This is a genomic window from Ruegeria sp. CJ2 (genome assembly GCF_056536745.1).
In genome coordinates this window covers 58,985-71,260 of record NZ_JBQFQF010000011.1, presented here as the reverse complement: position 1 = coordinate 71,260, position 12,276 = coordinate 58,985, and the positions used below count along the sequence as shown (strand labels likewise).

Annotated in this window: 11 protein-coding genes; 8 read left to right on the top strand and 3 right to left on the bottom strand. The window is 57.6% G+C overall.

What is annotated here, in order from left to right; translation table 11 throughout:
- The first annotated feature begins 64 nt into the window (after positions 1-64).
- A complete protein-coding gene (locus ACR0MS_RS15995; protein WP_480575351.1) occupies positions 65-532 on the top strand; it encodes an Hsp20 family protein in 468 nt (155 codons plus the stop codon).
- 237 nt (positions 533-769) lie between these two features.
- On the opposite strand, the gene ACR0MS_RS15990 is transcribed toward ACR0MS_RS15995, so the two are convergent.
- From ACR0MS_RS15990 to ACR0MS_RS15980, 3 genes are all read right to left on the bottom strand, one after another.
- Positions 770-1,054: a hypothetical protein gene (locus ACR0MS_RS15990; RefSeq protein ID WP_480575348.1), complete on the bottom strand. Its 285-nt coding sequence runs from the start codon at positions 1,052-1,054 to the stop codon at positions 770-772.
- A gap of 380 nt (positions 1,055-1,434) precedes the next feature.
- Positions 1,435-3,618, bottom strand: coding sequence for an esterase-like activity of phytase family protein (locus tag ACR0MS_RS15985; RefSeq protein ID WP_480575345.1), 2,184 nt, complete (start codon positions 3,616-3,618; stop codon positions 1,435-1,437).
- A 125-nt stretch (positions 3,619-3,743) separates the two neighbouring features.
- Positions 3,744-5,219 carry an NAD-dependent succinate-semialdehyde dehydrogenase gene (locus ACR0MS_RS15980; protein WP_480575342.1) on the bottom strand — a complete coding sequence of 492 codons (1,476 nt, stop codon included), beginning with the start codon at positions 5,217-5,219 and terminating at the stop codon, positions 3,744-3,746.
- 248 nt (positions 5,220-5,467) lie between these two features.
- Between ACR0MS_RS15980 and ACR0MS_RS15975 the strand changes: the two genes are divergently transcribed.
- From ACR0MS_RS15975 to ACR0MS_RS15945, 7 genes are read left to right on the top strand one after another with little or no spacing between them, the layout of a single operon-like run.
- Positions 5,468-6,547 (top strand): hypothetical protein, encoded by a 1,080-nt coding sequence (locus ACR0MS_RS15975; protein WP_480575339.1) that lies wholly within the window; start codon positions 5,468-5,470, stop codon positions 6,545-6,547.
- Between the two features lie 8 nt (positions 6,548-6,555).
- Positions 6,556-7,038 (top strand): DUF4279 domain-containing protein, encoded by a 483-nt coding sequence (locus ACR0MS_RS15970; protein WP_480575335.1) that lies wholly within the window; start codon positions 6,556-6,558, stop codon positions 7,036-7,038.
- Positions 7,038-8,165 carry a hypothetical protein gene (locus ACR0MS_RS15965; RefSeq protein ID WP_480575332.1) on the top strand — a complete coding sequence of 376 codons (1,128 nt, stop codon included), beginning with the start codon at positions 7,038-7,040 and terminating at the stop codon, positions 8,163-8,165. The genes ACR0MS_RS15970 and ACR0MS_RS15965 overlap by 1 nt, the downstream gene beginning before the upstream one ends.
- A 57-nt stretch (positions 8,166-8,222) precedes the next feature.
- On the top strand, positions 8,223-10,154 hold the full coding sequence (locus ACR0MS_RS15960) for an AAA family ATPase (RefSeq protein WP_480575329.1): 1,932 nt from the start codon (positions 8,223-8,225) through the stop codon (positions 10,152-10,154).
- 2 nt (positions 10,155-10,156) lie between these two features.
- Positions 10,157-10,669: a hypothetical protein gene (locus ACR0MS_RS15955; RefSeq protein WP_480575326.1), complete on the top strand. Its 513-nt coding sequence runs from the start codon at positions 10,157-10,159 to the stop codon at positions 10,667-10,669.
- Positions 10,669-12,006 (top strand): DUF6638 family protein, encoded by a 1,338-nt coding sequence (locus tag ACR0MS_RS15950; RefSeq protein WP_480575323.1) that lies wholly within the window; start codon positions 10,669-10,671, stop codon positions 12,004-12,006. The genes ACR0MS_RS15955 and ACR0MS_RS15950 overlap by 1 nt, the downstream gene beginning before the upstream one ends.
- Positions 12,007-12,273, top strand: coding sequence for a hypothetical protein (locus ACR0MS_RS15945; RefSeq protein WP_480575320.1), 267 nt, complete (start codon positions 12,007-12,009; stop codon positions 12,271-12,273). It begins immediately after the preceding gene.
- Positions 12,274-12,276 lie beyond the last annotated feature (3 nt).

The window sequence follows — 12,276 nt, the reverse complement described above, 5'->3', positions numbered from 1 at the left end:
ATAACATCGCCCGTCCGGATGGAGGGCACAATTCGATCATCGCTCTGACATGAGGATACGAGACATGCGTACATTTGACTTTGCACCGCTGCACCGCGCCACCATTGGCTTTGACCAGATCGCCGATATGATGGATCGCGTTCTGACCAATGACGTGGCCCAGCCCAGCTACCCGCCTTATAACATTGAAAAAACCGCCGCCGACGCGTATCGGATTTCCGTCGCTGTCGCCGGTTTTGCCGAGGCTGATCTGTCGGTCGAAGTGAAGGAAAACGCCCTGATCGTCGCTGGTAAGAAAGCCGCCGAGGACAAGGACCGTTCCTACCTGCATCGCGGCATCGCCACCCGCGCGTTCGAGCGTCGTTTTGCGCTGGCCGATCACGTGCGCGTCACCGGCGCAAGCCACGAAAACGGCATGCTGAACATCGACCTTAAACGTGAGGTGCCCGAGGCACTGAAACCGCGCCGGATTCAGATTTCGTCCGGTCAGGCGATCGAAAAGGATGTGGTTGACGCCAAAGCCGTGAACTGAGGCGATCCGACGACACTGCGATAATCGCGCCTCTCTCGATTATCGCACCATACGCCCCGCGTTCCTCCAGACGCGGGGCGTTGTTTTTTTGAAGCAGTGAATGTCTGTCTCACAGGCAAATCTAGCTGAGGCATCGCAAGCGCATTGCGTGCGGCCTCAGTCTTGAATGCCAAAGTTGGCGAATGACTATCGCGTTCCAGCTAATACCGTTTCTACGCCAAGTATCCTGGCCTGCGGCTATCCGTTCGCGAAGGTCGGGCCCCGGTGAACGCTACTCATCTTCATTGGAAGTTCACCCGCCGCTTCTTCCCTGATGGCGTCAATCCTTGCTTGCGCGGACTCTGCCGCAGCTTCATCTGCGTATTTTGTGACAACAAGAAAGCTCAAATCTCCTGTTCTCACCATGTCGACGCTTTGGGCGCCTAACGCCATTACCATCGGTATGTACTTGTCTCGTGCGAGCGCTTCCATCTCGTCGGTCCAGTCAGTCGCAGACCAATGAGATACCGAAATATAGGCCATTCCAATTCCCTCCCTACTACTTTCCTTAATGAACGTATTAAGTGTATCACAATGACACATATTGCGGCTTTACCATAGGGTAATTCGGATTTAGGGCCTTCCGAACTGGTAAGGGTCTCATTTCAAAGCCTAACTAAAATTGCTTATCCGATGCCTATGCTTCATCGGTGGCATTCGTCTTGATGAAATGGATCAAGTTTCAAATGATGTTCTCGACGGCCAGCAGGCGGGCCGATACGGGGCGACGACACTTTGCTTTGCCAACAACATGTCGAATGCTTGGTGAGCAGCCAAGTGGCCGTCTTGGGTTGAATGCGATCTAAAAAGAAAAAGCCCCGCGCGTTGTCCACGCGGGGCCTGTTTTTTGATTAGATCTTGGCTTAGTTCCCAGCCGTCACCGATCCGATCGACCAGAACATCGTCTCGCCCGAGGCATCGTCGACACCGTCATTGTCGGTCATCACAAACGCCTCGCCTGAGGGCAGGATGGCCAGACCTTCGATCTTGTCCAGAACATAGCCTCCGGTCGAGGTCAGGTCGGGCAGCAGGTCGCGGACCTCTTCTTTGCTGACCACGGGCAGGGGGCCGCCCAGCGGGGCTGGGGTCATCTCAGACAGCGGGATGCGGTAGATTTTCTTGGTCACGGCGCGGTGGTCGTGTTGGTTGTCGCGCTCAATCACATAGACATGGTCGCCGAAGGCCACGATCTCCGACAGGCCGACCCAACCGGTGTCCGGGTCTGCCTTGGGATAGTGCACGGCACCCCATTCCTTGGTCTCAAGGTTATAGGCCACCAGTTTCACGTGGTTTTCCGGATCATCCTTCCATTCGCGCTGCACGGCCATCCACAGGGTGTCGCCAACCTTGGTGATGCCCTCAAAGCCAAAGCGTTTCTCGACCGCCATCAGTTCCGGCGGCAGGCCGATCTCACCCTTGCGGTCCTTGATCTTGCCCTCGGCGGATACATGGTAGATCGCGTGCGGGATGACGCGCTCAGTGCGGCCTTCGGACGCGACATAGAAGCCGCCCTTGCCGTCCAGAGTGATGCCCTCAAGGTCCAGCTTTTGTGCCGGGTTTCCGTCCTGTCGGTGGATTCGGATCACGTCCACGATGCGGGCGGGTTGTTGGCTGGGGTCGATCTTGAAGATCGAGGGCTGGAAGCCGTAGAAGCTGTCATTGACCGCATAGATCATGCCGTCTTCGTCCGCGACCAGACCGGAGAGCGCACCCCATCCAATCAGCCCATCCGTGCCTTCTGACGTCAGATGCGGATAGGCGGCGGGGGCATCCTGATATTCGAAGATCGAGACATGCGCGCGCGGGCCGCCATCTTCGATCAGGTCTTTTTCATTGGCTGAGATCAGCAGGTTGCGATCCGGGATCGCCACATAGCCTTCCGGCCCAACGCCCGAGGGCAGCAGTTGTTTCAAAACCGGGTTCGCCGGATCGGTGGCGTCATAGACCCCCACGACCGAGGCGCGCTCGGCCCCGACAAAGATCATCGGAGTACCGCCAAAGGTGGCTGCGGTCACGCTTTCAGGCTCAACGCCTTTGCTGTCCGAGCGTTTGTCGGGGTAGTGGCCGATCTGAATGATGGCCTTTTCGAAATCGGTTCCGTTTTCGTAAACGACACTGCCGTCCTTGTGGAAGATCGTCCAACCACGCGAGCCGCCTTCGTAATCACCTTCATTGGCGGTGGCGAAATGGTTGTCGTCGATCCATTTCACCGCGTCGGGTTCGCGCAGGCGACCCGGCTGGCTTTCGGTGAAGATCAGCGCGCCGCGCTCATCGGTGGCGTCGATGCCCTCCAGATCCACGCTGCCGGCCGAGAAATGGCTGATCACGGTGCCGTCTTTGGCAACAACCGCGATGTGGTTGTTTTCCTGCAAAGTCACGACGGTTTCGCCAAGACCGTTGATGTCCACGAATTCAGGCTCGGGGTCGGTGGGCGCTACGTCGGCCAGACCGGTCAGCGAGGCCATTTTCATGCCCGCACACTCCAGCGCGCCATCTTTCAGCGGCACCAGCGCCAGCTCACCGGCGGGCAGTTGCGGGATAATGCCGTCGTTCAGGTCTTCGTCACGCTCGTTTTCAATCGCCACCGCGACAAAGCTGGCATCAGGGGCGATGGCGACGCTGTCGGGCTGACCGCCCAGATCGCAGGCACCGGTTTCCGTCTTGCCCGCGATGTCGACCGAGATCAGCTTGCCCGACGGCGCGGTATAGCTGTCCGAGGTGTTCACGCCGACAAAAGCGGTCGCGCCAACGATACCCACGGAAGTTGGCTCGCCGCCCACGTCCATTGCGCCCAGCGGCGCTGGATTCGAGGGGTCGGTGATGTCGACCATGCCGATCACACCCAAGGGGCTGTCGGTATAGACCAGTGTCATGCCATCGGCGGTGGCCGCGATGATCTCGGGCGAGGTCTCGCGATTGGTATCGCCCCCCTCAGCCATGTTCTTGACGACCGGGAAGGACGCAATTCGGTTGAAATTCATGTCTGCCGCAGCCTGACCAGCGGTCAGGACGAGGGCAGATGTCAGGCAGACAAAGCGCAACGACATCGGTTGGTATCCTCTCTCACTTGGATGCGAGGGGGATGGACCGGGATCATTGCGGTGTTGTGACAGTTAGACTGCAGTTTTGTGACAAACGAAGAGGCCACCGCCGGAACGGTGGCCCATTCAGGTCAGACCGACAGGCAGACGTATTTCATCTCAAGATAATCTTCCATCCCGTGATGGCTGCCTTCACGTCCAAGACCGGATTGCTTGACGCCGCCAAACGGACCCAGCTCGGTCGAGATGATGCCGGTGTTCACGCCGACAATGCCATATTCCAGCGCTTCGGCCACTTTGTAGACGCGGCTCAGGTCCTTGGCATAGAAATACGAGGCCAGACCAAAGATCGTGTCATTGGCCATGGCGATCACGTCATCCTCGTCCTCGAATTTGAACAGCGGGGCGAGCGGGCCGAAGGTTTCATCCTGAGCGACCAGCATGTCCTGCGTGACTCCGGTCACGATGGTCGGCTGGAAGAAGGTTCCGCCCAGATCATGCGGAAGGCCTCCGGTCAGGATCGCACCGCCCTTGTCGGTGACGTCCTGAATATGTTCCCGCACCTTGGCGACCGCCTCATCGTTGATCAGCGGTCCGGTCGTTGTGCCTTCGGCCAGACCATCGCCTACGTTCAGCGCTTCGACAGCGGCTTTCAGCTTGGCGGCAAATTCGTCATAGACACCCGCCTGCACATAAATGCGGTTGGCGCAGACACAGGTTTGACCGTTGTTGCGGAACTTGCACAGCATCGCGCCTTCGACGGCGGCATCCAGATCGGCATCGTCGAACACGATGAATGGCGCGTTGCCGCCCAGCTCCATCGAGCATTTCATCACCTGATCCGCAGCCTGCCGCAGAAGAATACGCCCGACTTCGGTCGAGCCGGTAAAGGTCAGTTTGCGCACGCCGGGGTTTTCGCAGAATTCCTTGCCGATCTCGCTGGCCCGCGACGAGGGGACGACGTTGAACACACCTGCTGGAATGCCCGCCTGTTCCGCAAGAACCGCCAGAACCAGCGCCGACAAGGGCGTTTCCGCTGCAGGACGCGCAACAAAGGAACAACCTGCAGCCAGGGCAGGCCCAGCCTTGCGGGTGATCATTGCGTTGGGGAAGTTCCATGGCGTGATCGAGGCCGCCACGCCGATGGGCTGTTTCAGTACCATGATCCGCTTGTCACGCTGGTGGCCCGGAATGGTCTCGCCGTAGACCCGTTTGGCTTCTTCACCGAAAAACTCGATGAAGGACGCGCCATACCCGATCTCTCCTATGGCTTCGGCCAGCGGTTTGCCTTGCTCGGCTGTCAGAATCCGGCCCAGATCTTCTGCGTTTGCCATCATCAGGTCGAACCAGCGCCGCAGGATCGCTGCGCGCTCTTTGCCGGTCAGCTTGGCCCATTCTTTTTGCGCAGCCTCGGCCTGCGCGATCGCCCCCGCCACTTGCGCGCGGCTGAGGTCTGCAACTTCGGCCACCACATCTCCGCGTGCGGGGTTGGTGACGGCAAAGGTGCCATTGTCGCCATCCACCCACTGCCCGCCAATATAGGCTTTGGTCGCCAGCAGGTCGGGGTTTTTGAGGATGGATTTCAGGTCGGTCGTTGCGTCCAGCATGGGTCAGCCTCCGGCAGAAATTGAATCTTGCGCACTCAATCAGGTGGGATAAGGAATGTCTATGTCCACTGTCCGGCTCAAATCAATCCAGATTTGATCAAAACTTGGCCGTTTGCCGCACGTGTCGCGCCTATCTTTTTCAGGCGGAGTTTGCCAAAGTTCCGGGGAATTTTGGACGCAAGGGGATGTAAATGACCGTAACATTCCCTATCTTATTGGGTAATTGAACAAAAAAGGGGATAGTGCGGATGTCGAACCACCAATTTGACGCCTTGATCGAAGAGACGCAGACAAAAGTGCGCGAAAGCCAGTCGCAGATCGAAAGCCTGACATCGCGGATCGACGCGGCACGGGCTAAGATCGGCACCGCCGAGGCCGATATCGACATCGAAAACGCCACTTTGGAGGATGTGCACGCCCATACCGAGGTGATGAACGCCAATATCGCCGAGCTGATCATGGGTCTGGACGACGTCACCAACGCGTTTTCCAAGGATTTCGACGAAATGCGCTCGAAAACCGGGTGGGAGAGCTTTGTTGGCATCTTCGCCAAGGGCAAATCCGAATCCATGCGGCAGGAACGGATGCGCACCGCCAATATTGACGACAAGTTGCAGGATTTGATCGCCAAGTCCGATGTGATCGTAAAGCTGCTGGAAGGCCAGTTGTCGGTGTTGGAAGAGCAGCGCGTGAAGGTCGAGAACAACCTGACAGGCACGCTGGACGACCGCGAAGCGACTGTGGCCGAGCTGGAAGCGCTGCGCGTTGAAATTCAAGGCATGGACCCGGCCATTATTACGCTGGAAAACAAGATCAGCGTCGAACAGGACGCCGCCGCACGCACCCAGTTAGAGACTGAACTGGCCGAGCTGAACAAGCAATACAACGCAAAGGTTCAGGAAGAGCAGGTCAAGCTGGCCAAGTCCCAGACGCTGGAGCGCTATATCGAAAAGGGAAAAACCTGGGTTGACTCATTGCAAAATCAGGCGGCGACGCAGATGGTGCTGATCAACAAGCTGCAAACAGACACGCAACAGCGCGTGGTGCTGTATGACGCCCTGACCAAATCGCTGAAAACCGCGCAACAGCAGGACGTGGCCCACCGCATCAACGAGATCGGCGTGCAGACCGATCAAGAGGCGCAGACGGCGATGGCCGCCATCGGCACCGCGACCAACCAAAAAATGGCCGACATGCTTGAGGCGCACGAAGGCCACATGGTCTTTGCCCGCGACGTGTTGGAGAAAAAGGCCAAGGCAGATGAGCGGTTCGCGCGCCGGTTTGCCTCGATTGTCGAGAAGCATGATAAGAATTTGTATGGTGGGTGACGCCACTGATGAGTAGTCTAGACATCGAAGATTTTGCATTGGATTCAACACAGGATCGTCAATACGCCTATTTCGCGATCACGTCCGACGAACCCATCTCCGATATCGTCAATCAAATGCCTCTTGAACCAAGTCGATATTGGAACGTTGGAGAAAAAGTCAGCAGGAGTGGGCGAGAGTTTGCGCGACGTGGGTCAAGATGGATCTTAGAGAGCGGCTTGAAGGAGACTGTATACCTCGAAGAGCATATACGGGCTGTTGTCGAGAAAATTGGACCGATCTCGTCATTAGTGCAGAAGCTTCCCGAGCATTGTGCAAGTTCAATCGTTTGCGTGTCTTTCTCAGTTCAAAGCTCGGGGTTTAGACTTCCATCAAGCCTTTTGAGCAAAATCTCTAACCTCGGCGTTTGTTTGGAGTATGATTTTTATGCCAATGTCGATCCGCATGATGAGTTGGCTGAATTGAAGTCTCTTATCTCGAGAGACAGGTGATGATAGAATCCAACGACCCCACCCAAGACCATGTCGGCCTGACCGACACCTTCGCCTCGCGCCGGTATTTCCGCAAATTCGAGGTGATCACCGTCCACCTCCTGCGCGTGGCTGCGACGATGGAGGCCGAGGGCGCGATCAGCAAGCAAGAGGTGCGGATCGTGTCGCGCTACCTTTCGGGGCTGCTCTACACCTTCCGCGCGCTTTCCATGAAATACCTGCTGGTCGGGCGCGATACGGGGCGGTTCTTTGGCAGCCTCGCCATGGACAAGCGCGACAGCGGGTTTCCGGTGGCGGCCGAGTTGCTGACCATGGCCAATGACGCGCAACAGGCGCAGGTGCATCTGGCGAATATGCCCTCGGAAGATGATCTGAAAACCGACATGGTGCGGACGATCATTGGCGACCTGGACATCCCCACCAAGCTGCAATTCGCGCTGTCCCAAAGGCTCTATTACGAGGAATTGCTGAAAGGTCAGTTGTTTTGGGCGCGTAACGATCCTGAATGCCACTGGATCGGGAATGAGGGGGATCGGCGCAAGTTTTTGCTGCATTGGGCGGTCTATGACAGCCAGATCAACCTGCCTGTGATCTACCTGATGCAGTTGGAAGACAGCGGTCGCACGGCCCTGCCCAAGGACCAACGCCGCTGGCCCGAGGTGCAGGCGCATTTGATGGCGCAATCTCTGGGCGGGTTGAAGCTGGTGACGATTGCCAAGGGCTTTGATCAGGATTTCGACGACCTACACCCCAAGCACCTGCGCCGTATCCATGTTGGGCCGATGTATTCCTCGGCCTATACCGAGCAATCCGGCCCGTTGCGGCAGGTGCTGGAAGGCGCGCAGGCCCCCGAGGGGCAAGACTGGGCGCTGGCCTGGACCACCGAGGAGTTGGAAAGCGAAGAGGTCATCGAAGAACGCGCCGGGTGGTTCTCGACCGTCGAGCGTGAAGTGTTCGCTTTGGACCCGTTTGGCGGACAAGGGGCCGAGACCGGGGCAACGCGAACCCAGCGATCAATCATCCTGCCCCAGCGCCCGTTTCAGGTGCTGGCCGAGCGCAACCCGCCGGGTTTCGCCGATGTGCGCAAATTCGTGGTCAGCAGGGCGGGGCAGGTGTTGCGCTATTAGATTTTATGCCTCCGGCGGAAGTATTTTTGAACAGAAGAAGCATGGGCGGTTATTGAGATGAGTTTGACGTCAGATCAGATGGAATTGCGCGAAGACGATATTCGCAAACATTATCCCGCGGCGACCGCCATGTTGAACGGGTTTGAACATGCGCCGCGTATTGCGAAACCGGTCGAGGTGGCTGTGGAGCGCTCTCCGGGGGTATCATCGGGGCGGCGTTTCCGGTCGACGACTCCGGGGTTGGTGACGCGCCGCACCGCGCGTTCAGACGGTGTGCATCTGGTGGAACGGATCGAGGCATCGGATGAGGGAGACATGCTGGTTTCGCCTCCGCAGGCGACCACGCAGCAGGCCATTCGCCGCGCGATTGCCATCGCTCTGGCCGTGGCCGAGGCGTATGCCGAGCAGACCTCTCTGGCCGATCTGAAGCGCGCCAATCTTGCGGGCGATCTTCCGGCTGCGCGCAAGACTGAATTCTCGGAATTGCTGACGGCTGAGGCTCTGATCACGTCGCATGTGTTCGGCAATGCCTTGGCCTATTTGATGTCCTCGCATCTGGGCGAGACCACCGTCGATATTGGCGAGATTGAGGAAGTTTTGACCGACAATGGCCAGCTTGCCCTGCATGGCGCGCTGTGGGAGTTGGATCAGGTGTTGGCAAAACACGCACCCGATGATGCGCATCTGATCGCAGCCACCAGCGCCTATGCCGAGCAACTGATGGAAAAAGCCGCCCTGCGCGCGCAGTCCGCTGGCCATCTGGCCCCGTTCCAGAACGCCGCCTGGCATATCGAGGCGGACGATCTGACCATCCGGGGGTTCGAACCGGCGTCCAAGGCGAAATCCACCACGCTCACCATGACGTTCAAGAAACCGAACGAGGTGGTGGGCAACCATATCGCCAAGTATCAGGCGATGAAGCTGGCCAAGATGTTGATGGCTTATGACTTCGACCGTCGCCTGAACCCGTTCGCGGAGCTTGGCGGGTTCATTTTTACTTTCATGGGCGACGGCAAACCGGGCACCGGCAAGACTACTCTGATCCAGATGATGGCCGGGCTGATCAATGATTATTGCCAGAACGCGGGCTATCCGTTCCGCTATCAGAACCTCAGCACCGATAATATCGACAGCTATCAGGGCAAATCCGGCCAGAACGCCAAGGCTTTCATCAATACGATCATCGACCCGTCGGTCATCGGGTTCGGCACCATTGACGATATCGACCAATTGGCAGGCAAGCGGGGCGACCGGCAGTCCTCAGCCGGGCAGTTGGAGATTACTGCTGTGCTGATGGAGAGCTTTGCGGGCGCCAACACCGTCGTGCGCGGCAACTGCACCTTTGGCATGTTCTCGAACTACCCCGAGAATGTGGACGACGCCCTGCGTCAGCGGGCGGGTGCTCGGTTCCTGGTGGACGGCCCGCAAACGCGCGAGGATTACATCGACATCCTGCACCTGCTGATGGGCCGCAACCACGACATCCCGCTGGGCGAGCACGACGCCTATGCCGCGCAGGAGATCAAAAAGGCTGTCGCCGCCAGTTTCGAAAGCCATTCCCGCCCGCATGAGGATGCCTTGTTGCAGGTCTATGATCGAGTCTCCGGCGAGATCGGCCAGATGGACACGATCGCCAAGCTGGGCACCTACCTCAAGGCGATCCAACAGGCGGATGAGCGCTTCACCGGCCGCGCGATCAAGAACATCACCGACGCGGTCAAGGTTCGCGCGATGGATTTCGAACTGCCCGACGAATGGATGGAAAACCCCGACCTGTTCCTGTTCCGCGACTACGACACCAAGAAGGGCATGATCGAGGAGCTGCGCCAGCCGATCACGGTTGAGATGGTGATCCAGGAGATCAACCGCTACGCCGACAGCGAGTTCCGCTATGCCGACAAGAGCGACGAGGTCGCCATCGAAAACGCGGTGCGAGAGATGGGCCGGATGGAAGAGGCCAAGCGGCGGTATTTGGAAGGGAAGGGGTGAACGTGTTTTCAGATGTTAATCAATGGATTGGCGAACATCAGGCGCTTGCCATTACATTTGGTCTACCCGCATTTAAAGTTTTTGTCGGCTTCTTGGGTAGTTTTTTGTCACATAAGTCCAAGTCTGATGAAATCAGATTGTCAGCGAGAATTCGGCTTTCTGAGTACCGGAAGGATAATCTTGACAGGCTTCAATCTGAGATAGCCGAACTACAAAGTTTTTTCGCAATTATGATGAGAGAGCGCACCCTTGAAGATCAGAAATTGACCTACGACGACTTGGTCAAAATGGTACAAGTTGCTGAAAATATTTTGTCCTGCATGAGATCTTCCAACAAGTTTCGTGACGAGTTTTTTGATAGGTTCTCTGAACTTTTTGCACACTTAAACTCGAAAAATGAAGAGGATGATGCAACTCCCGAAGGTCAACAGTGGATGGAGTTCAGAGAAACTTGCCATAAAATACTAAACGCTGAATGGATGCAGTTAGAAAATGAATTGAAGAGGCTACAGTAATGATCCGCCTCATCGAAAAAGGCCTGATGTTCGGCAACCTCGTCCACATCTCCAGCCCGGCTCTGGTCGAGCGGTATAACCGTGCGCTGCAGCATCTGGCGGGCAAGACCACGGACCTGACGGATTTCCATGTCGATATCTCGGGCTATTCGCCAGAGGTGGGGCAGGAGCTGGACGACCCGCTCTACCTCAACCCCAACGGGGTCAACCGGCAGTTCATCTTGTTGACGACCGAGCAGAAACGCGCGCCTCTACTGAACGTCAAATTCTCAACCTCGCGCGATATTCTGCGCGAGTTTATCGAGATGAACGAGGCGCAGTTGTTTGCTCTGACCGCCACGGATGCGGTGGCTGGAGAGTTGGTGAATTCGGTCCTCAAACTCACCACAGCTGCCGACCTGCTGACCCTGCGCAAGATCGAGATCGAGGCTGATACGGTCGGCGGCACCCTGCGCAAGGCCGAGCAACTGGCGGGCATGGTCGAACAGTTCAAAACCGAAGAGGATGCGTGGTTCGACGATGTGCTGATCGCGAAGATGATCGAAACGGCCCGGGATGCGGGCGATGTCACCCGCAACCCGGTGCGTCTGCGCCACACGGCCTTTGATCAGCCGAACTTCTGGACTGCGCATTTTGGTGGTCTCTACCTGTTTCCCGATCTGGATCACCCTGCGGCGATCAACATGGGCAATCCTTCGGTCGATTTGCCGATGGACTATGTGTTTCATGCGGATCAGCGCAACCAGATCGCGAAATTCCTGAACTACAACGATCTGGTCGAAACCATCATCGAGGCGCGCGGTGTGGATTCCGCCGCGATCCTGCAACAAAAGATGGATTTTCTGACCATCGCCGCGGCCGCGGATGCGGGTGTCGACCTGACCGGGCTGGATCGGCGCGACATGCGGCGATTGGCCCGAAACCATGCCGACCGTTTGCCCGAAGCCTATCACGGCCTCGCGCAATTGCTGCGCTGGACGACCGAGGGCGGGCCGTGGCCGCGTATCACCTCGGACCACCCGGCCTATTTCTATACCCTGCGCGCGTCGGACACGCCCAACCGGGACCTTGTGAATATGCTGCTGGCGGAACTGGCCCCGCAGGATCCGCGGCAATTGTTCATCTGCCACAAAGAGCTGTTCTATCGGACCTATTCGACATGGCCGGAAAGCAAGAAAGCCTTTGTTGCCGACTTCCTCGCGCGCGAGTATCAGGTGGACAAAGCTGGTGCGCGGGCCGCCCTGTTCGGGCATGAGCCGGACATGAGCGGCGAGGACCGGGTCAGCGATCAGGTCATCGCGCGCGTCGGTCCCTGGGGCGCTGTTGGGAGAAGTTAAATGTTTGTCGCACTCCGATTTCTGATCCCGCTGCTGATCGTTCTGACCGTTCTTTATGTTGGCGTGTCGATCTATTCCCGCTGGGTGCGGCGGGGTAAACTGATCGCGCATTGGGACAAGAAAGGTCTGTCCGGCGATCGGGATGCCTTTGTTCAGCGCGGGCTGCAGAAATACGACGCTTCGTTCCGCCGCAAACTGATCCTTGGGATCTACATCGTGCCGCTGGGTGTGATCGCGATCCTGATTTACGTTTCGAATTTCATGTGAGGG

Bases quoted from the DNA above. Each gene is read 5' to 3' on its own strand.
- ACR0MS_RS15995 (WP_480575351.1), top strand. From the start codon at position 65: ATGCGTACATTTGACTTTGCACCGCTGCACCGCGCCACCATTGGCTTT.
- ACR0MS_RS15990 (WP_480575348.1), bottom strand. From the start codon at position 1,054: ATGGCCTATATTTCGGTATCTCATTGGTCTGCGACTGACTGGACCGAC.
- ACR0MS_RS15985 (WP_480575345.1), bottom strand. From the start codon at position 3,618: ATGTCGTTGCGCTTTGTCTGCCTGACATCTGCCCTCGTCCTGACCGCT.
- ACR0MS_RS15980 (WP_480575342.1), bottom strand. From the start codon at position 5,219: ATGCTGGACGCAACGACCGACCTGAAATCCATCCTCAAAAACCCCGAC.
- ACR0MS_RS15975 (WP_480575339.1), top strand. From the start codon at position 5,468: ATGTCGAACCACCAATTTGACGCCTTGATCGAAGAGACGCAGACAAAA.
- ACR0MS_RS15970 (WP_480575335.1), top strand. From the start codon at position 6,556: ATGAGTAGTCTAGACATCGAAGATTTTGCATTGGATTCAACACAGGAT.
- ACR0MS_RS15965 (WP_480575332.1), top strand. From the start codon at position 7,038: ATGATAGAATCCAACGACCCCACCCAAGACCATGTCGGCCTGACCGAC.
- ACR0MS_RS15960 (WP_480575329.1), top strand. From the start codon at position 8,223: ATGAGTTTGACGTCAGATCAGATGGAATTGCGCGAAGACGATATTCGC.
- ACR0MS_RS15950 (WP_480575323.1), top strand. From the start codon at position 10,669: ATGATCCGCCTCATCGAAAAAGGCCTGATGTTCGGCAACCTCGTCCAC.
- ACR0MS_RS15945 (WP_480575320.1), top strand. From the start codon at position 12,007: ATGTTTGTCGCACTCCGATTTCTGATCCCGCTGCTGATCGTTCTGACC.